This is a genomic window from Dyadobacter chenhuakuii (assembly GCF_023821985.2).
GTDB lineage: Bacteria > Bacteroidota > Bacteroidia > Cytophagales > Spirosomataceae > Dyadobacter > Dyadobacter chenhuakuii.
Genome location: NZ_CP098805.1, coordinates 437,894 through 457,781, shown reverse-complemented (window position 1 = coordinate 457,781; position 19,888 = coordinate 437,894). Strand labels below are relative to the sequence as shown.

Annotated in this window: 15 protein-coding genes; 4 read left to right on the top strand and 11 right to left on the bottom strand. The window is 48.9% G+C overall.

Going from position 1 to position 19,888, the window contains the following annotated elements; all coding sequences use genetic code 11:
- Window positions 1-54 precede the first annotated feature (54 nt).
- On the bottom strand, window positions 55-534 hold the full coding sequence (locus tag NFI80_RS01930) for a hypothetical protein (RefSeq protein ID WP_310587962.1): 480 nt from the start codon (window positions 532-534) through the stop codon (window positions 55-57).
- On the bottom strand, window positions 512-2,002 hold the full coding sequence (locus NFI80_RS01925; protein WP_235164532.1) for an MFS transporter: 1,491 nt from the start codon (window positions 2,000-2,002) through the stop codon (window positions 512-514). Before NFI80_RS01925 ends, NFI80_RS01930 begins: the two co-directional genes overlap by 23 nt.
- A gap of 173 nt (window positions 2,003-2,175) precedes the next feature.
- Between NFI80_RS01925 and NFI80_RS01920 the strand changes: the two genes are divergently transcribed.
- Window positions 2,176-3,273: a glycosyltransferase family 4 protein gene (locus NFI80_RS01920; protein WP_233796498.1), complete on the top strand. Its 1,098-nt coding sequence runs from the start codon at window positions 2,176-2,178 to the stop codon at window positions 3,271-3,273.
- Entirely contained in the window at window positions 3,263-4,336 is a 1,074-nt protein-coding gene (locus NFI80_RS01915; protein ID WP_235164531.1) for a glycosyltransferase, read from the top strand. Before NFI80_RS01920 ends, NFI80_RS01915 begins: the two co-directional genes overlap by 11 nt.
- Window positions 4,337-4,348: 12 nt before the next feature.
- Here NFI80_RS01915 and NFI80_RS01910 read toward each other — a convergent pair whose 3' ends face one another.
- The gene (locus NFI80_RS01910; RefSeq protein WP_235164530.1) at window positions 4,349-5,179 is read right to left on the bottom strand and encodes a glycosyltransferase family 2 protein; all 831 of its coding nucleotides are present in this window, start codon (window positions 5,177-5,179) and stop codon (window positions 4,349-4,351) included.
- Window positions 5,180-5,182: 3 nt separating this feature from the next.
- Window positions 5,183-5,716, bottom strand: coding sequence for a glycosyl-4,4'-diaponeurosporenoate acyltransferase CrtO family protein (locus NFI80_RS01905; protein WP_235164529.1), 534 nt, complete (start codon window positions 5,714-5,716; stop codon window positions 5,183-5,185).
- An 81-nt stretch (window positions 5,717-5,797) separates the two neighbouring features.
- Here NFI80_RS01905 and NFI80_RS01900 point away from each other — a divergent pair, with 81 nt between their 5' ends.
- The gene (locus tag NFI80_RS01900) at window positions 5,798-6,220 is read left to right on the top strand and encodes a secondary thiamine-phosphate synthase enzyme YjbQ (protein WP_235164528.1); all 423 of its coding nucleotides are present in this window, start codon (window positions 5,798-5,800) and stop codon (window positions 6,218-6,220) included.
- Window positions 6,221-6,269: 49 nt separating this feature from the next.
- Here NFI80_RS01900 and NFI80_RS01895 read toward each other — a convergent pair whose 3' ends face one another.
- The 6 genes from NFI80_RS01895 to NFI80_RS01870 form a co-directional block, all read right to left on the bottom strand.
- A complete protein-coding gene (locus tag NFI80_RS01895; protein ID WP_235164527.1) occupies window positions 6,270-8,618 on the bottom strand; it encodes a glycoside hydrolase family 95 protein in 2,349 nt (782 codons plus the stop codon).
- A 191-nt stretch (window positions 8,619-8,809) separates the two neighbouring features.
- Entirely contained in the window at window positions 8,810-10,327 is a 1,518-nt protein-coding gene (locus NFI80_RS01890; protein WP_235164526.1) for a RagB/SusD family nutrient uptake outer membrane protein, read from the bottom strand.
- Window positions 10,327-13,407: a SusC/RagA family TonB-linked outer membrane protein gene (locus NFI80_RS01885; RefSeq protein ID WP_235164525.1), complete on the bottom strand. Its 3,081-nt coding sequence runs from the start codon at window positions 13,405-13,407 to the stop codon at window positions 10,327-10,329. The genes NFI80_RS01890 and NFI80_RS01885 overlap by 1 nt, the downstream gene beginning before the upstream one ends.
- A gap of 211 nt (window positions 13,408-13,618) precedes the next feature.
- Entirely contained in the window at window positions 13,619-15,271 is a 1,653-nt protein-coding gene (locus NFI80_RS01880; protein WP_235164524.1) for a sodium:solute symporter, read from the bottom strand.
- A gap of 14 nt (window positions 15,272-15,285) precedes the next feature.
- Window positions 15,286-16,518: an enolase C-terminal domain-like protein gene (locus NFI80_RS01875; RefSeq protein WP_235164523.1), complete on the bottom strand. Its 1,233-nt coding sequence runs from the start codon at window positions 16,516-16,518 to the stop codon at window positions 15,286-15,288.
- Window positions 16,508-17,308, bottom strand: coding sequence for an SDR family NAD(P)-dependent oxidoreductase (locus NFI80_RS01870; protein WP_235164522.1), 801 nt, complete (start codon window positions 17,306-17,308; stop codon window positions 16,508-16,510). Before NFI80_RS01870 ends, NFI80_RS01875 begins: the two co-directional genes overlap by 11 nt.
- Window positions 17,309-17,573: 265 nt before the next feature.
- On the opposite strand from NFI80_RS01870, the gene NFI80_RS01865 reads away from it, so the two are divergent.
- On the top strand, window positions 17,574-18,476 hold the full coding sequence (locus tag NFI80_RS01865) for an AraC family transcriptional regulator (protein WP_235164521.1): 903 nt from the start codon (window positions 17,574-17,576) through the stop codon (window positions 18,474-18,476).
- Window positions 18,477-18,532: 56 nt separating this feature from the next.
- On the opposite strand, the gene NFI80_RS01860 is transcribed toward NFI80_RS01865, so the two are convergent.
- Entirely contained in the window at window positions 18,533-19,849 is a 1,317-nt protein-coding gene (locus tag NFI80_RS01860) for an OmpA family protein (protein WP_235164520.1), read from the bottom strand.
- Window positions 19,850-19,888: the final 39 nt, after the last annotated feature.

Here is a 19,888-nt window from a genome sequence, read left to right as displayed (position 1 = left end):
CGGATAAACAATGTTACCCTTTCATTTTAGCCCAAAAATTGACAAATACGACAACTAAGCGCAGGGGGGTGGCGAAACCACTGCAAGCGGAGCCAGATAAGCTGCCAGCTGATACTGGAAAGCGGCTTGGGAATGAATCAGAAATGGAGATGCCAGAAATTCGAACGCGACCAGCGGAGATGAAAATAGATGCAGCGTAGGCAAATTACGCACCTGCTCACTGGTTTGCTGGTCTTTTTTCTCCTCCTGGGCTTTTAGCTTTTTGGCCAGATAGCATTGCCCGTTGCAATGCAGCTGTGGCCTATCGCGGTTTTCGCAAAGGACGCGCGCTATGTAATCCTTGTTGATATGGTAATAAGCGATCGTTCCCCACTGACTGAAAGTCGGTAGGATCGTTACAAAGAGCCATATGTAAAGCAGCGCAACTCGCATCGTATGATGGGGCAAATATAACCACGGAGTTACTTTTCCAAAGACATTACCATGAAATTTGATTACAACCGGCTTCGCTTTATTCGTCTCTTCGTGCGTCATCGGAGCCTACACGATTGATTTTAAGCATATTATTCAAGGAAGAATGCCAGTTGATCAGCACATCAATCACAAAATAATCCCGCAGGTTACTTTTCAGGCTCGTACGCATGATCCTTTTCACCACGCTCTTATGCACCTCCCCTGCCTCACGCACACGCGGCAGGAATTGCAATGCCACCACGGTCAGCGCGGCGCCTATCAGGAAAAGGAAATTCCATTCATGCAGCAACAGCAACCGAAACGATTTTTGCAACGTTGGCCCGCTCCACTCGGCAATGACGCGCAGTTGTCTCAATGTATAATAATCAGCCAGATAACCGCCTATCAACGGCGCCAGGGATGAGAAAACGGACGTTACGATATTTTTGACGGATAAATAAACAATCGCTTCACGGGACGGAGCAAGCTTTAAGCCAATGTTCGTCAACGCAAGGTTGGTGCCGGCATTGCTCGATCCGCTGACGATATGGATCACGGCCAGCAGGGCAAGGTTGGATATCAAATTGGTATAAATCCCTACAAAACACCACGCAATCACGCATGCCACATAGAGCGGCGCGCATATGGAGATGATCGTTTTGTTGCTGTACCGGTCTGCGAATTTGCCCCAGTATCCAATCGTCAAAATACTCGATAACTGGCTTAAAATGGTGAGTGGAATAATGTACGCCAGGGTAAGCCCGAGCGTTTTCAGCATATAAACTGTAAAAAAGGGTGTGGCAATGTTAACGGCAAAAAGCCAGAGGGAATTGAAGACAAGTAATCGCTGAAAGTTATTGTCCCGCAGCGGCTTAATGAACATTTTCAGGATATTCTCGTTGGGTAAATACGACCTTGGCTCGGGCACCCTGGCCAGCAATGCCACTGCCGCCAGACCGGCCACCCCCGCCATCATAAACATGGTTGCATACACATACAGCTCGTACTGCGGCGCATGCCGGCGCAGGTAATCGATTGAGATAGCCAGAATGATGCTGAGTACAACATTGAGCGTCTGCGCATAGCGGCTTCGCTTCGAGAAAAAAGTGCCCAGCATATCACCCGGCACCAGGTCTTTCATCCATGCATTCCAGCTTGGACCGGCAATGGAGCCAAACAGATAATAGAAGAACAAGAAAAAGAGCAACAGGCTGACCGGTGCATCTGCTCCCAGAAAAAATGGCATCGCACCCAATAAAACCATCGGGATACGGGCCAGAATGCAGCAAATCACCGAAACGGCCCTCCGGTTGTTATATCTGCGGATCAGAAACACGGACACCAGCTGGAAAATATTGGTGAATGTAGGCAAGGACGCAAGTAACCCGATCTGAAAATTGCTGGCGCCAAGCAAAATGGCGAAGGCTACCATAAATGTCCCCCCGGCAAGGGTTACCATGGCTTCGGTGGTCATCCCTTCTTTGAGAACGGTGTTCAATCCGTTCTTCACTTCTTCCTCGGTCAGTGTTTCTTTTGGTGTAAAGATCACAATGCTTCAAGTTTGATAACGCTGGTGCAGTCCTTAAATCCATACCAGCCGCAAAAGCAATGTCTCCTGCACCGGCACGGTTTTCTATGACGGTACAACGCAGCCTCCGCTGTACTAGTATCAAAAATGCACTTTATCAAAAATCTTCATCAACAAACTTTACCATAACAGACATGAAAATAGGGATCATTGCACACCTCAAATATCCGATCACTAAACCCTTCATGGGAGGGCTGGAAGCGTTTACCTATGATATTTGCCAGAGATTGCTCGCGCGCGGTCACGACGTATTATTGTACGCATGCGCCGGCTCGGATCCTATTCTGAATGTCAGGCCGATCCTTTGCGAAGAGGATTACCGTCCCATTACATCCTCGCAGTTTACCTCCCGCCAGCTCAGCACTGAATATATTTCTACACATCACGCCTATGTTGAAATGATGCAGGAGATAGACAAAGATGAGCTGGACGTAATTTTTAATAACAGCTTGAACTATGTTCCCATTATGATGTCGGTGCTGGTTAAAGCGCCGATGGTAACTGTGCTGCATACGCCTCCGATCTTTGAGCTGAAAAACGCGATCCGCCGCGAACAGAATTACGGCCGGGTCAAATATGTGTCTGTCTCTGAGACCAATGCTGAGAATTGGAAAGCGTACGCACCTGAATGTGACATCATTCACAATGGCATAGATTTGACAACCTGGGCATTTTATCCTGAAAATGATCGCGGGTATATCATGTGGTTTGGGCGGATACATCCGGATAAGGGCTTGCACCTGGCCATAGATGCGGCCAAGCTTGCCGGCAGGAAAATGAAAGTTGCCGGGGCCATCAGCGATCAGCATTATTACGAAACTGAGATCATGCCGCGTCTGGACGATTCGATAGAATTACTCGGGTCTTGCAATCATCAACAGCTCAATGAGCTGATCGGAAACGCAACCGTATCACTGATCACGCCGTGCTGGGATGAACCGTTCGGACTGGTGGTTGCTGAGTCGCTTGCTTGCGGAACACCGGTTGCAGGCATTGCAAAAGGGGCCTTACCAAAATTACTTGACGAGCAAACGGGCAGATTATGCAGCGGGGATAATGTTCAGGAACTGGCGGATTGCATCCTGGCAGCAGAGCAGCTGGACCGCCCGGCTTGCAGGCAGCGCGCCGAAGATCTGTTTGATGTGGAAAGAATGGTGGATGCCTACGAAACATTGTTCGAATCGATAGCGCTTGAAACTGCAGTCACGAAGATGAAGACCAATGTCCGCTAATTTCGCCTTCTATATTCACCACCACGGCTCGGGACATTTGATGCGCGCGTTGTCGATTGCATCACAGCTTAAAGATGCACGGGTGACATTTCTGGGAAGTGATCTCACGCGTTTTGCAGCCATTATTCCGGCTACAATTCAATGTATACACCTGCCGCATGATGTTCCAGGTACGGAAGACCCTTTTGCTTCGCGCATGCATTTGGGTTTTCTGCATTATGCACCTGTTAATGTTGAAAAAGTTGCCAAACGCGCCGCCGTAATCTCGGCGGCGCTGCATGCATTATTTCCGGTGATACTGATTGTCGATGTGTCTGTGGAGGTTACCTTACTGGCCACTTTATGCGGGACACCAACCGTAGTGATCCGTCAAAACGGGGACCGAGATGATCTGGCGCATTTACATGCATATGAAAGTGCCCAGCTGCTGATCGCACCATCGCCGGAAGAGTTGATGAACCCTTCACCGCAGGATTGGGTAAATCAAAAAACCTTCTTTTCGGGGGGATTTTCAAAATATTCAGGGAAAGAAAAATATGCAGAGAAAACTGAAAATCCTGCAATTGGCATCCTTGTAGGCTCCGGAGGGACCTCTATTAATGGAAAGGTGATCAATGCTTTGGCGGCGCAATGTTCGGAAAGATCTATCCTGGTGATTGGTAATGTTGCTGATCATAATCACATGGCTGCACACAATGTAATTTTTCACGGGCAAATTAATGATCCCGCATCTGTACTGGCCCAATGCCGTGTTGTAATAGGCAATGCCGGGCATAACACGGTGATGGAAATGGCCGATCTGGGGAAAAAGTTCGTCTGCATACCTGAGGACCGTCCATTTCAGGAACAATTGCGCAAAGCCGAACTACTGGACCAAAATGGAACGGCTGTGCTTGTCCAGCCAGAAGAGCTGGATCAAACCAACTGGAAGACAGTCATTCAGAAGGCGGAGAACCTGCCTGATGACTGCTGGAAAGGCGTGATCGAGGACTCAGCGCTGGCTGATGTTGCGCTGCGGCTGCATGAACTTTGGGACACTAATTTTCCTGAAAGATTGGCTTGATTCAACGCCGGATTATCCTGACTTCAACGCTTGATTAACCTCGGTTTCTGTCGGTCTGCGCAAAATCGTGATCTCATCATTTTCCCATTTGATCAACCCTGCATTTTCAAATTTTCGCAGCCAGCCTTCCATAGGCCAGATCTGCCATTTGTTAAAAAAGGTTCTGGCATTGATAAGAATGTCTTCAAAATGATTGAGCGGCGGGTTGTAGCTGGGATGATATTGATGAAATGCCACGGCATCCGCAACACTCAGCTCCACGCCCTGCTTACGGGCTGCAAAACCGAAATCGGTATCTTCTGCACCATAACCGGTAAATCGGGTATCAAAACCACCAATACGCTCATACGTTTCCTGGCTGCAAGCAAAGTTAAGCGACCAGAAAAGCGCATGATTCACCTCCCGCAAATCAGCCCTAACGGGATCCGGCGTGCTTAATTCCCACATTTTTGAAAGAAAACCATTTTCCGCTGTGGCTTCCTGACGAAGATACCGGACCGGCCCTATCCACAAATGTGCACCGGCTTGGCACGCGTTAAAATATTTTTCTACCAAATCCGGCGAAGGAATGCAGTCCACATCCAGAAAAATCATGAAAGGATGCGCTGCTTGTTTCGCCGCAAAGTTCCGCGCCGCAGCAAGAGGCAGCCTTTCGGCATCATCAAACCGAACGGAGCGGATCGGGAAATTTTCAGAAACCAGCTCACTTGCCGGCTCATTCATATTGACTATGATCAGCTCGGCCGGATAAGATTCAGCATTGTCAAGGCCCAGAACGAGGTTGCGAAGCGCCTCCTGCCTGGATTTCACTATGGTAAGGACGGAAATGGGTATAATGTTCATTGACTAAAATTTGCTTAAACTTATGGCTCGTGCTATTCGCGGCCGGTTGTATCGTTGAAGTAACACAGGATATAGATTCAGCAGGATATTGAGAATAAATAACCACAACGATTTGACAATGCCATACTGAAATGCCACAAAAATATTGAAACTAAAAACGACGAATAAAATAATTATATGACCCAGTTCAGACTGTTTTGTCTTATAGTATAAATGCGTTAAAGCGCTGATATTCTTGGCTATTGGATTGGCTTTCTTATTCAATTTCTCCCAGCCCGTCAATACGAGTACTTTTCTATAAATGTTGATCCCGAAAGACTCGTAGATTTCCCCTTTCCGTTCCCAGGGTTTTGTATCAAAATAGGGAGAAGTCAAAGGGCTTTTAAGCGTTTCCGTAAATGTTAGCACACTCGCCATCAGTAAGAAATTAAGGATCCACGCAAATGAAAAACTTTGCATTCCAATATAATGGATCAGTGCGTAAATGGAACCGATGGTCATTCCCGTAGTAAGGATCAGGATCAGCGCTTTTTTCATCAATTGTTTTGATTAACTCATCATTCGCTTGAAGATGCAAAAGTATCATCAAATTTGAACGCAGAGTAATACATTTACCGGATGAAAATATTTCAGCAAAGTCTAACATTCCGTGAAAAGCGCCGGGGCTTTCACCTCATCACCGGCGACATTATCAATGCGATGCCGCAAATTTCGCAGCTCACCACAGGCATGTGCCAGGTTTTCATCCAGCACACCTCCGCCTCGCTCACGATCAACGAAAACGCCGACCCCACCGTGCGAAAGGATTTCGAAATGTATTTTAATAAAACCGTCAAAGAAAACGACCCCGATTACGAGCACGACTACGAAGGTTCCGACGACATGCCAGCCCACCTGAAAGCCTCCATACTAGGCAGCTCCGTCATGATCCCCATCAAAAACGGTCGCCTAGCCCTCGGGACCTGGCAAGGCATCTATCTCTGCGAACACAGAGACCACGGCGGCCCACGCGGGGTTGTTGTGACGGCTTGGGGGGAGTAGAGGCGAGCTAATCCTTCACAAACCGCATCCGCTGCTTATTTCCATTAAGTCAGCGCGTTGATGTTATTTCTTTTTTCTCTCCGTTGACCTTCACCATCACCTTCTGGGGCGATTGGGAAACGATCCGGTAATCTGTCACTTTACCATCCTTCCATTTAAAATCGACTGTAAAATTGCCTCTCGCTTTCAAACCCTTCACTTCACCCGAAGCTTTCCAGGCGTCGGGAATGGCGGGCAAAATGTCGATATAACCGTCGTGGCTCTGAATCAGCATTTCAGCGATCCCGGCCGTGCCTCCGAAGTTGCCATCAATCTGGAACGGCGGCCCTGCAACAAGCAAATTAGGGTAGACGCCTCCGCCAGCACCGTAGTTCATATTGGTGTCCAATGTGGGCACGAGCAGTTCTTGTAATAATTTATTAGCCCGGTTACCATCGTGCAATCTGGCCCAGAAAAGCAGTTTATATGCTTTCGACCAGCCCGGACTATCGTCTCCGCGGGCTTCCAGCGTTTTGGCAGCCGCAGCGGCAAGGTCAGGCGTTTTGGATGGCGTGATGAGCGGAGCCGGAAAGAGTCCGTACAAATGCGCAATGTGCCGGTGCTTGGGCTCCACTTCTTTGTATTCTTCCAGCCATTCCATCAGCCTGCCATCGCTTCCTACCACGCCGGGAGGAGGCAGGTTTTTCAGTTTATTTCCCAAAGACGTTTTTAATGCTGCATCCACGCCCAGTTCCTCGCAGGCTGTAATTACATTGGTGAAAAGCTCGCGAGTCATTTGGTTATCAATGGTCGGGCCCATGCAAATGGCAGCCGTTTTACCGTTGGGCAGATAAAATGAGTTTTCCGGGGAGATGGACGGCGCAGTCACCAGCCACCCCGTTTTCGGATCTTTTACCAATGCGCTGTTGTAAAACTCCGCGGCGCCTTTCAATATCGGATAGATTTCTTTGAGGTAATTTTTGTCTTTGGTAAAAGCATAATGTTCCCAGAGATTGTTGCAGATCCAACCCGAACCCGCATTGCTCGCGCCCCACGAAGCCTCCTCACCCGGCTCTGTAAAACCCCAGACATTGGTAATCACGTGCGCTACCCAGCCGTCTGCATTGTAGTAAGCTTTCGCGGTTTTTTCACCCGGCTTCACCATCCCTTTCACCAGATCGGCCAGCGGCAGGTTCAGCTCCGAAAGATTCACAACCTCCACGGGCCACTGGTTCATCTGAATGTTCACATCCAGGTGATAGTCCCCATTCCAGGGTGTCTGGATCTGATTGGCCCAAAGTCCCTGCAAATTTGGCGGCAATAGTCCTACCCGTGTGCTGCTGATACTCAGGTAACGTCCATATTGAAAAAACAGAACGGGTAGTTCATTGTCCAAAGCAGGATTTTTCTGGAAGGCAGAAAGCCGCTGATCTGTTGGCAAATCATCGCCCTTTGATCCGCCCAGATGTAAAGTCGCTCTGTTATAAAGTTTCTGATAATTTGCAATGTGAGCCTGCTTCTGAACAGTGTAAGATTTTTTCACTGCGACATAAATAAGCCTCTGCGTCTCAGATTCGAAGTTTTTGGTTTTAAAATCGGTCATGGCAGAGAAGTAGAGAATGATCTCATCGGCATCCGTAATAACGATTTCATTACCCGAAACGGTCAGTTTTCCACCCTTTATCTGCGGCTTGATCTTAGTCAGGTATTTCATCCCATTCCCGTCCGTTCCATTGTTCAACTGCCCGGACATTTCCAGCACATTGTTTTTAACCACAGTCTGAAACCGCTCGGGACGATCCAGGCCCAGGCGCAAATTCAGCTGGCCCGGTTTGTCGGCAGAAATCCTGATAAGGCCCACATCGTCACCAAAACTTGTAAAGTATTCCCGGCGGTAAGTCACACCCTTCACCTGGTAAACCACGTGCGCAACCGCATCATTCAGCGCTAATTCCCTTTTGTAATTCTGATACTGCATATTCGAAGAGTCGGCGCCCTTGTAGGCAAACTGCATCCGCAGGTTACCCAAGACCTGGTAGCAGCCAAATGGCACATTGGCCCCATCGCCATGCCCGGAACCCGCACCTTTCGCTACAAAATTCCGGTTTACCAATTGCTGCGCCTCATCATTTTTTCCTTCTAAAAGCAGCTTGCGGATCTCTGGAAGACTTTTGTGCGCCTCGTAATTATTGGCATCCTGCGGCCCTCCCGACCAGAGCGTAATGTCATTCAGCACAACATTCTCCCGCAACACTCCCCCATCACTCATCATCCCCAACCGCCCGTTCCCCACAGGAATAGTCTCCTCCCACTGAGCCGCCGGCTTATTAAACCAAAGGCGAAGCGGTTTAACCTGAGCGATGTAAGATGTTGTTATTGAGATGGTTAACAGGGAAGTAAGTATGAGCTTAAAAGTCATGTCAATGTTGTTAATGTTTAATTATAATATTAATCCCCCCTGTCACCCTGAGCGGAGCCGAAGGGGCGTCCACCTGGGAGAGTAACGCCCCCTTCGGCTCCGCTCAGGGTGACAGGGCAGGCTACGCCCAGAGTGACAGGGCAGGCTACGCTCAGGGTGACAAGCGACCGGGCTGCCCTGTCAATAACCTCCTACAAGTAATCCCCATTCTGCACCAGCACCCCGCTGCTCTTATCAATCTCCGGCTGTGGGATTGGCCATTTGTAAAATTTCTTTTCAAACTTGTAAGGCACGAAGCTGTCTTTTACATTGTTCAAAACCTGCTCTGCGATGTGCCACCGCTTTAAATCGTAATAGCGGAGACCTTCGAAACCAAGCTCGATGCGGCGTTCGTGACGGATTCTTTCGCGCATCTGGGCTTTGGTCAAACCGGCTGGTAAGGCTGGCATTTGGGAACGCAGGCGAATGTCGTTGATGGCTTTGTAAACGGTTGCATCCGGGCCTGCTATTTCATTTTGTGCTTCGGCATACATCAGTAAAACCTCCGCCAGGCGCAGCACTACTGCATTTTGCTGGCTTAATGTCGAAAATCCGAACGGAATGTTCTCAGGCGCCAGGAATTTCATTACGCCATAACCCGACGGCCGGCTGTTGGACGGGATATGAACCCGGCCACCGCCAAAATCGGGATGGTCAACGAAGACGGTCTTAGCCAGGCGTGAGTCCCGGTTTTTGAACGGCTCCTTTTTATCTGTCAGCGGCGACACGCCGTAGGGCAGCCCATCGGTGCATTCAAATGCATCCACGAAGTTCTGTAACGGGCTCGCTACCAACCAGTCACCATAATACATATCCCAGGGCCGGGTGTTGTTAGGGGCCAGAAAATTAGTCGAATAAATGATTTCCGGGTTGTTTTTCTGACCGGCGTCACGGAATATATCTTCGAACTTTGGGCTCAGGCTGTATTTCGGCATCACTGCGCTGGTCAGCGTTTTCACCTGTGCCAACAAGGCCGGATCAGGCGTTCCGTTGTCTCCATATGCAGCAAAAATGAGCACACGCGCTTTGAATGCCTGCGCGGAAGTTACAGCAGCATGGCCACCGTTTTGCGGATAAGCATTTGCATTGAGGTTTGCGATGGCAAAGTCCAGGTCAGCGAGGATCTGCGCCAGGATTTGCGCAGCCGGCACTTTGGGCTGGTTCTGCGTTTCCAATGTAAGCGGTTCCAGAACCAGCGGCACATCGCCATACAAATGATAAAGCTGGAAATAATAAAATGCTCGCAAAAACCGGGATTCGGCCTCGTAGAGCTTCCGGTTGGTGTCGGTTATGTCGGCATTGGTGTACGCTTTCAATTGAGCCAGGAAAATATTTACGCGGGCAATGGCCTTGTAACTTTCGCCATAAACTCCTGAAACATAACCACCTGTGGAAGGACTGATGCTGCCGGACGTGATTTCTTTTGCACTTCCTGAATTATGCTGCGCAAAGCCATCGTCCGTCAGGCAGTTCCAGACGGGCAGCTCGACCGCCCAGGGATCGGCCTGCATGGAAGCGTAATTGGCCGTTAATGCCTTGTCAAAATCACCCTTTGTTTTCCAGAATGTGGATGCTGAAATCTGGTCGAGGGGATTGAGGTCCAGTGAATCATTGCACGCACTAAACGCCAGAGTCAGCAGTACGAACAGTTTTAGTTTCTGACTTTTCATTATAATCTGATATTTAATCCGAATGATAAAATCTTGTTTTGAGGATATTGCACAAAGCTTCCGCTGCCGCCGCGCTCAGGGTCAAGGCCCGGATATTTGGTAGCCGTCAGCAGGTTATCACCCGAGAAAAACACCCGCAGGTTGTCAATGCCTATCTTTTTCACCAATGTTTGTGGCAGTGTATAACCGAATGTGAGGTTTTTCAAACGCAGGTAGGAAGCATCCTGAAGGAAGTAGGAAGACGATCTGCGGATTCGGTCGGGTGCACCCCAGCCCCAGTAAATGCGTGGCATTGTGGTAGAAGGATTTTCAGGCGTCCAGCGATTACGCCAGTCCGTTGTAGGCGGTGACCCTTGTACAAAAGGAACCGTTCCCCAATTGTCCACAAAAAATTTAACATTGTTAACCCCCTGAAACAGAACGGACAAATCAAAGCCCTTAAAGTTGACTGATCCATTGAATGAATAATTTAACCCCGGATAATTACCCGTCATGACCACGCGGTCGTCGTCGTTGATCTTGCCATCACCATTTGCATCGCGGAAGCGGATATCTCCCGGCACAGTTGCATCATTGTATTGTTTGGGCGCGGCAGCAATTTCATCGGCCGACTGGAAAATGCCATCCATCTGAAGCATGTAATAAGTGTTGTATTCCTTTCCTTCTTCACGGATCCGATAGCCGTCAATTTCACGCTGTCCAAACTTCACAAGCTTGTTTTTGTAATGTTCCAGATTCACACCCAAATTGTAATTCAATCCAGAAAACACGCCGCTGTTAACCTGGTGATTGTATGAAATCCCAAGTTCAACACCCGTGTTCTCCATAGTCCCGTTGTTTATCGTAGGAGCGCCAAGACCCACTACGCCAGTTACTTGAGAACTTCTCAAAATGTCCGTTGTGGTTTTGCGATACCAGTCTGCACTCAGGTTCAGGCCGCGGAAGACTGTCATGTCAAGGCCGAAGTCGGCGATGGTTGTGGTTTCCCATTTGATGGCCGCATTGGAAAGGTTGGTCTGCGCCACACCCGAAGACAGATTGGAATCATCAAAGGAATAATTTCCGGTAAAGCTCAGGATCGCCTGGTAAGGATAATTTCCAATGTTCTGGTTGCCAAGCTGGCCCCACGATCCGCGAAACTTCATGCTGTTAAGCCAGTTGAGGTTCAGATTTTTGATAAAATCCTCTTCCGTCACCCGCCAGCCCGCAGAGAACGAAGGGAACACACCCCAGCGCGAATCGGCCGCAAGCCGCGAGGTTCCGTCATAGCGCATGTTGGCTTCCAGCAGGTAACGCTCCTTGAAATTGTAATTAAGTCTTCCGAAAAACGACCGGATCGCCCATTGATTTTGCGAACCATTGGCATACTGGATAGACGGACTACCCGCATTTATTTCGCGCAAAACATCCGTCGGGAAGTTTCTTCTGATCCCTTCAAGATCCTGGAAAGAATTCTTCTCAGTACTGTAACCTACCTGCGCTTTGAATGCATGATTTTGTCCGAAGATGTGCTCGTAATCGAGGTAGGAGAACAAATTGGTATAAACATTCTGCTCATCCTTCACTTCCAGTCCGCCGCCGAGATCCAATGTGGCCATGAATTCGTTTGTACGGAAATTATAGAGCTGCAAGGGCGGTTTGAAAGATTTCGTTTTATAAAAATCCGCATTGACTGCGCCCTTCGCGTACCACGTAAGCCCTTTTAACAAATTCACCTCAAACCAGCCCTGCGTATTGGCCGAGTAATCCAGTTTGTCCCGGTTAATGTGCCCGTCGAGGAGCGCAATCGGGTTTTTGTTGTTGTATTCCAAATCATAAGCCTTGTAAGTAAAGCGCCCGCTGCCGTCCGCCAGTTTCGGTCCGTAAGTAGGAGCCTGTGACATGGCCGACAAAAACATATCTTCCGAGCCGAAAACAGGCGATTGCGTGTTGCCGGATTTCAGGGCAATGTTCGCACCGAATTTGATCTTCTTGTTGATCTGCGAGGCAATGTTCAGCCGCGCATTGTATTTTTCAAAATCAAATCCTTTCATCACGCCTTTTTGGTTTACATAACCGATAGAAGCATTGAAATGTGTTCCGCCGCGCCCGCCATCGAAGGTCAGGTTGTGCATGTGTGTGGGGGCGGTTTGGAAAATGAGGCCCAGCCAGTCTGTGTTAGGATACAGGTTGCGGTCCGTTGCATTGCGGTAATCGTCGATCTGCTGCTGAGAGTACAATCCCGAGGTTAGCCCGGAATTTACGCGTGCTTCATTGTACAACTCCATATATTCCGCTGAGTTTGTGATCAGGTCAAACAGCTTGGTGGGCTTGTTAATGCTGTAATTTCCGCTGTACTGCACGCTCAGCTTGCCTTCACTTCCTTTTTTGGTTGTGACCAGGATCACCCCGTTTGCGGCGCGCGCACCGTAAATGGACGCCGATGCAGCATCTTTCAGAACCGACACACTTTCAATGTTATTGGGATTGAGGTCGGACATATTGCCTTGTACACCGTCGATAAGCACGAGCGGTTCCGAACCGGCGGCGCTGAAAGTTCCCGAGCCCCGGATACGCACCGAAACGCCTTCATTACCAGGTTCTCCCCTGCCCTGCGTCACCTGCACCCCGGGCATTGTGCCTTGCAGCATGGCCGTTGGATTGGTCACGGGCCGTTTGATCATTTCATCGCCGCTCACTGTTGCCACTGCGCCCGTGAGGTTGACTTTTTTCTGTGTTCCATAGCCGACCACAACCACTTCACTAAGCTGTTTCAGATCTTCTTTCATCACCACATCGATGACATTGCGGCTTCCAACCGGCTGCTCCACAGCTTCATAACCTATAAAGGAAAACACAAGCACGGCATTTTGATCCGCAACATTTATCGCATACTTGCCATTCAGATCGGTTACCGTTCCCGAGGTTGTCCCTTTTACGGTAATGGATACGCCGGGCAAGCCTGTGTTATCGCCTGCGGAAGTGACTGTTCCGGTAATGTCGACGGTCTGGGCCGATGCTGAAAAAACACTGACGGCACACAGCAAAAACGCCAGAAGCAGCCCAGGAAGCTGCCATCGGCTTGAAGTAGATTTTTCCATATTCTTTCATTAATTTATACTATTTGATGGGGTAAAATTAGACAGGCAAAAATCACTTTGAAATGGATTAACCTGATAAAAACATGGATAATACGATTATTAGAATACGCTGGTAATGCTTGAATTTTGTGTATAAAATGGCCTAAAACACATTCGACTAAAATGTGAACAACAACAATTATTAAAATCCAATTATTTTAAATGCAGCCGCTTACCTGAAAAACCAGAAGAGAAAGCACATGATCCCGGCAAGCAGGACGGATAGCACTTTGTAATTGCCCAGGCCTGGCCAGCCGGGTGTCTGGAGCGATTCGAGGGGCGATTTCCAGAAAAGTTGCAGGCTTGCAGACGTGTGGCGGACCGGGAAGAAAACAGAGAAGACAACTTGGACTAAAACGCAAAAACAAAACAGGTAAAACGCCATCATCATAAACGGCACTTGTCCGACCAGCGTTTCGGGATATAATTTATTGACAGTAAAAACAATGACACCAACCGCAGATCCGATCCACAAGGTAAATTTCGCAGATTCCGCAGAAGCCTTTTTCCAGAAGATCCCTAATAAAAACACGCAAGTGATCGGCGGTGCAATGTGTGCGATGATGTCGTTGAGGCCATTGAATATACTTTCATAACTGTTCAGCAGCGGCAATGTGGCCAGCGAGACGACCAGTGCAATGCCCGCAGCGATTTTGCCAACGCGGATCAGTTGCTGGTCCGATGCTCCCGGTTTGCGCCGTTGGTATAAATCATAGCTTACCAATGTAGATACGGAATTAAGCGCACCGGAAATCTGGCTCATCAGCCCCGAAAGTAATGCAGCGACCAATATTCCAACCAGTCCTTTGGGCAAAAGCTGGGTGATCATTAATGTGTAAATTCCTTTGCTATTAACTACCGTTTTGCCATCTGAAACAGTTTGCAAAGCTGAAATATCCAGCCCGCCCGACTGCGATAATGTATAGGCGAAAAGTCCGGGGAGCACGAAAATGAAAACGGGCAGGATTTTGATAAAACCACAAAACAGCGGCCCTATGCGCGCATGGTTCTCATCTTTTGCACCCAATACCCGCTGGACAATTGTCTGGTCGGCACACCAATACCAGATCCCGAGCACGGGATAACCAAAGAACACGGCATACCACGGCATTCCGCTGCTATCGCCGTGGGGACGCATCATGGAGAGCTTTTCAAGCTGGCCGGTCGTTTGGAGAACGTCCATCATCGGCTCCCAACCGCCCATTTTGTTATATGAGGCAATGCTGATGATCACCGCGCCGAAAAGCAGCACAATCGTCTGGATCGACTCGGTGATGACAACGGCGGTTAACCCACCAACAATGGTGTAAATGGCCGTAATGATGGAAATGACGATGATGCTCGCGTACATATCCACGCCAAACAATGTCTGCAAAACAATGCCGCCGGCCAGTAAGGAAAAGGAAATGTGCACTATTACTGCCGACACCACCGAGATCACAGCCAGCCAGTCGCGGCTTGCGCGGTCGTAGCGTTTTTCCAAAAAATCGGGCAAGGTGGAAACGCCGGACCGGATGTAGAACGGAGCGAAAAAGAGTGCGAGCAGGATCAGGATGAAAGCGGCCATCCACTCGAAATTCCCGTTGAGAAGCCCGGTGTCGAAACCGCTTTGCGCGAGGCTTACCAGGTGAACGCAGGAAATGTTGGTAGCAAACAATGCAAGGCCGATCGTGGGCCAGCGCAATGTTTTGCCTGCCAGGAAATACGCCCCGGCTTCACCAGAGCCGTTTTTCGATTTGTTATGTTTTAATCCAGCCCACAGACCCATGACAAATATCGCCGTAATGTACAGCGCGCTGATTGTGATATCGAGGGAGTGGATCATCGGAAATAAATGGACTAGTTACGCAAAGCGATCAGGTCGCAGCTGCTGCCAGGTTCCTGCGGTGTTTCATAAACGCCGTTTTGAATGCGGGCGGGATGCACAAAGTGTTTTTGCAAATGCGGAATATGCTCCAAAAATAATGCTTCATGTCCCATCGCAATGTGATTATACAACACCAAATGCTGGTGCAGCTGCCCCATATCACCCACATGCGGCACGACAGGAATGCCAAATTTTTTACACAACAAACTGATCGTCAGGAACTCGCTGACACCGCCGACGCGCACGGCATCCACCTGGACAAATGCGGCTGCTTGCGCTTGCAGATAGTTTTTAAAAATCACCTTATTAGGAACGTGCTCGCCCAGGGCAAGCTTCACAGGCGCAATTTCCTTCGCCAGTGTCCGGTGCGCCAGAATGTCGTCGGGGTGCGTGGGTTCCTCGATCCAGTAAGGGTTCATTGTTGCCAGGTCCTTGCAAATCGGGATCGCGTCCGGCAGGTTCCATTGCTGGTTGGCGTCGAGCATTACTTTCACATGATCTCCGGCAACTTCACGTACAATGTGGGCGCGCCGGATGTCGCGCGCGGGATCGGCGGATCCTACTTTCAGCTTCATGGCTGTAAAACCATCGGCTAAGGCCTTTTTGCAGTTTTCACGCACCTTTTCATCGGAATAGTTGAACCAGCCAATCGAAGTGTCGTAACCGGGATATCCTGTTTTCAGAATGCTTTCCCGGTCTGCTTTGCTTGCCTGCTCCATTGTTAAAAGACTGATTGCCTGCTCCCTGGTGAGCTCGTCTTCCAGATACGAAAAGTCCAGCGTGTTTACGATGGCTTCGGGCGAAAGACTGGTGAGCAGTTTCCATAGCGGCACACCGCGTCTTTTTGCCCAAAGATCGTAACAAGCATTGGTAACAGAAGCCAGCGCCAGGTGCACGACGCCTTTATGCGGCCCAAGCCATCGAAACTGCTGATCATCAGACAATTGCCTGAATAAAACGCCAAAGTCGGCCATTATTTCTTCAATGCCCTTCCCAACCAGCTTCTGGGCATAATACTGCGCGGCCTGGCAAACAAGCTGATTTCCTTCGCCTAATGTGAATGCAAAGCCAGTCCCTGTAACGCCGCTGTCGTCGACAAGCTCGGTAACGGCATAGGAATAAATAGGATCGCGGTGAATGGCGTCGCTTCCTGCGCTGCCGTCGAGCGGGTAACGGGCGTCTTTTACTGCTATTTTATAGATCATGAAAATGGTTCTGTTTGCTGGAAAGCTTCTTATAACCCAGTTCGGCACCGCCGCTTACGGGCAGAATGCAACCTGTGATAAACCTGGCCATATCTGAGATCAGGAACAGGCAGGCGTCTGCAATCACGTCGCCCTCAGGACAATAGCCCAGCGCGTGAATGTTGTTGAGATACTCCTCTGCCAAATCAGGATCGGGCTGCTGCTGGCTCCAACTCCGCAAAAGTGGCGTGATGACACCCGCAGGCGCAACAGCATTAACGCGGATACCGAAAGGTGCATAGTCCAGCGCCATGGACTTTGTAAGCGCATTTACCGCACCCTTTGTAGCCGTGTATGCCGCATGGATTTCCTGCCCTATCTCTCCCACGAGACTCCCCGTATTCAGGATGCTCCCACCGGATTTTTTAAGGGCTTCGATGCCATGTAATGTCGTATGATGAATGCCGCCTACATTTACTTCAAACAGTTTTTTCCACTCCTGCTCAGTAGTCTCATGCAACGCTTTGGAAGGACTCGAAATGCCTGCATTATTGTGAATAACATCTATTTTACCAAACACTGCAAGGCAATGCGCGATGGCTTTCTGCACCTGTGCAGCATTGGCAACATCGGCAAGGAAAAACACGGTTGCATTGCTTTCCAACTGCGTTTTTGCACGGTGAATGCTTTCTGAATCGTTGCTGATGATGCATAAGCGGGCGCCTGCCTGCTGGTATGCTTTGGCACATTCAAACCCTATCCCTTCGGTCCCTCCCGTTAAAAAAACGACTTTATCGGCTAATAGCAACATAATTTATAGAATGTAAATGCATAGGATCAAAAATTTGCAGCGCAAGTCGGTCGCTGTTTGATGTGCCAAAAGTAGTTGAGCATTCAGGTGTTACATATAGAGCATCCGTTTATTTTCATGGACGATGCTATGATCAAGCAGTTTTGTTATCCATCGTTAATTACAATCCAATCCCGATTTATTTTTAATAATGATATAAAATTGCCTATTATCGCACTTTGTCTTCATGTATAATGGAAAATACGATTACAAATCAACAGAAGTTATGAGCAGCAGTTTCAGAAGGCGGGATGGATTTGACGGGGAAAAGCTGATCAGCCTGCCACCGGGAATTCTGCGCGATGTGGTCCACAAGAACCCTGCCCTTTTCCACCTGTACATTACGCATATCGGCTATTTTCCCAAAGCCCTTTTTCATTACCGCGAGCGGCGCAAAGGCTGCGAGGATAATATCCTGATCTACTGCGTTCAGGGAAAGGGACATTATGTGATCGCCGATAAGAAATTTGAGGTCACGGCCAATCAATACATTATGCTGCCGGCGACTGATCAATATATACGTTACTGGGCCGACCACGAGGACCCGTGGACGATTTACTGGATACATTTTACCGGCAGCGCCATTGATCATTTTAACGAAACCTTACAGATCCTGCCTCAAAAAGGACCTGCTAACCTGATCTTCAATGAAAAAGTGCCCGACACCTGGCACCGGATCTATCAGAGTCTGGAAATGGGTTACAGCCTGGAAAACCTGGCCAATGCCACCATGTGCCTGCAATATTTTATGGCCATGTTCCTCTTTCCCGAAAAACACCTCGCTGCCGAGCATACCGAAAAGGCGGACATGATCACGGACACGATCACCCATATGCGCCTGCATCTGGATAAGAAATTGTCGGTAGAAGATATGGCAAACAAGCACCAGCTCTCCTGCTCGCATTTTTCAATGCTCTTTCGCAAGGGCACAGGCATAGCGCCGGTGGATTATTTTATTCATTTGAAAATGCAGAAAGCTTGTCAGCTGATCTATGCCAATGAAGCAAAGATCAAAGAAATTGCTTTGCACCTGGGCTACGACGACCCCTTCTATTTTTCAAGGGTATTCAAAAAAAACATGGGCCAAAGCCCCGAGCAATACAGGCTGACCGCCCGGAAAGTAGGCTGATGCGCAACTGCGCCAGCAACCCGGACCCACCCAGTTTGCGAGTTGCCAAACAAGATTTACAGCATTATAAACTCAACCCGGCGATTGTTGGCCTTTCCGACAGCTGTGTCGTTGGAGTCGACAGGCTGGGCTTTTCCTTTTCCGTCGGTCTCCAGTCTTGAAACATCGATACCGAAATTTTTGGCGAGCGCCTCTTTAACAGCATCTGCTCGTTTTTTGGAAAGGCTCTCATTGGTGTTTTCATCGCCATCCGAATCCGTGTGGCCTATAATGCGGACGCGGAGCGAGGCGTTTTCCTGTAAAACCTGCGCGATTTCTTTCAGACTGCCGTAAGATTGCGGAAGAACTTGGTCGCTATTCACAGCAAAGCGGATGCCGCGGGTGACGAATTTACCTTCACTCAGCAATTTGTTACGCGTATCAGCAGCACCGACAGCCAACTGAATATTTCCCAGGAAAAATGCGCCGCCTTTTTGGTTAAAATCAGGATTATCTGCGGCAAAAACCAATGAATTCAATGGCTCAGCAGCGTTGAGAGCTCGCGGCAGGTCCAACACCTTTGTACTGTCCAGGTAAACGCGGATGCGCTGCTTTTGCCGCCAAATAGAAACCTTTGTCGCATTTTTCACCGTATTGAATTCGGGCACACCATACTTATGCTGATTGCCGATCAGATTCGTTGAATAGTCCAGGCTGCCTTTTTCAGAGGAATTGGGTTGAAAAATAATCTTAAAACTGGGCGCCGAGACTTGATTTGACTCGCCCCATGCAAATTTTTGATCCGTGTCGCTGGTCTGCATCAGGCTGATCATGAACTCACCGATATTGGCTACGTCCTTGTTTGCGATCAGGTCCAATTGCAGCGTGAAGTTATCGGGCAAATTGCTGGTGAGGTTTTCCGGATAAAAAACCCCGTCCTGGTTCAGTCGAAGCCATTTGCCCTCACGGCCAGCAATGTTCACCAGGTCCGCGCCCGACCGCGTATTCCAGTTTGCAGGAAAGTCCCCTACTGCATCCTGGGTAAAATCTTCATACATAATGATCTTATCGCCGGGCACAAAATCAAAGCGGGAATAGGCTGTGATATCCTGACTTGTTTGTACGGCAGCGGCAGCAGGCCGGGACGCATCTGCTTTCACAGCCTGTGATGCCGCGTCCGTTGGCTGGCTGGCAGGCACTGAGGCAGGTGAAGCTGCAGTGTCCTGAGCAGTGGTATTATCCTTATTTTTCTTTTTTTGCAAAGCCTTATCAATCGACTGGTCAATCTGGTCGACAGCCTTTTGCTCCACTCTGTTTTTGATACGGTCTAAAAGTTGAGCAGGGCAAGTCAGGCAAGAAAAGCAAAGCAGAACGATGATAAGAATTTGTTTCATTTGATAATCAAAAAGGGATAAGCATTACAGAGTAGCATC

Excerpts from the sequence above, each read along its gene's own strand:
- NFI80_RS01870 (WP_235164522.1), bottom strand. The coding sequence starts at position 17,308 with ATGTTGCTATTAGCCGATAAAGTCGTTTTTTTAACGGGAGGGACCGAA.
- NFI80_RS01900 (WP_235164528.1), top strand. The coding sequence starts at position 5,798 with ATGAAAATATTTCAGCAAAGTCTAACATTCCGTGAAAAGCGCCGGGGC.
- NFI80_RS01880 (WP_235164524.1), bottom strand. The coding sequence starts at position 15,271 with ATGATCCACTCCCTCGATATCACAATCAGCGCGCTGTACATTACGGCG.
- NFI80_RS01920 (WP_233796498.1), top strand. The coding sequence starts at position 2,176 with ATGAAAATAGGGATCATTGCACACCTCAAATATCCGATCACTAAACCC.
- NFI80_RS01905 (WP_235164529.1), bottom strand. The coding sequence starts at position 5,716 with ATGAAAAAAGCGCTGATCCTGATCCTTACTACGGGAATGACCATCGGT.
- NFI80_RS01910 (WP_235164530.1), bottom strand. The coding sequence starts at position 5,179 with ATGAACATTATACCCATTTCCGTCCTTACCATAGTGAAATCCAGGCAG.
- NFI80_RS01915 (WP_235164531.1), top strand. The coding sequence starts at position 3,263 with ATGTCCGCTAATTTCGCCTTCTATATTCACCACCACGGCTCGGGACAT.
- NFI80_RS01860 (WP_235164520.1), bottom strand. The coding sequence starts at position 19,849 with ATGAAACAAATTCTTATCATCGTTCTGCTTTGCTTTTCTTGCCTGACT.
- NFI80_RS01865 (WP_235164521.1), top strand. The coding sequence starts at position 17,574 with ATGAGCAGCAGTTTCAGAAGGCGGGATGGATTTGACGGGGAAAAGCTG.
- NFI80_RS01885 (WP_235164525.1), bottom strand. The coding sequence starts at position 13,407 with ATGGAAAAATCTACTTCAAGCCGATGGCAGCTTCCTGGGCTGCTTCTG.
- NFI80_RS01895 (WP_235164527.1), bottom strand. The coding sequence starts at position 8,618 with ATGACTTTTAAGCTCATACTTACTTCCCTGTTAACCATCTCAATAACA.
- NFI80_RS01875 (WP_235164523.1), bottom strand. The coding sequence starts at position 16,518 with ATGATCTATAAAATAGCAGTAAAAGACGCCCGTTACCCGCTCGACGGC.
- NFI80_RS01890 (WP_235164526.1), bottom strand. The coding sequence starts at position 10,327 with ATGAAAAGTCAGAAACTAAAACTGTTCGTACTGCTGACTCTGGCGTTT.
- NFI80_RS01930 (WP_310587962.1), bottom strand. The coding sequence starts at position 534 with ATGACGCACGAAGAGACGAATAAAGCGAAGCCGGTTGTAATCAAATTT.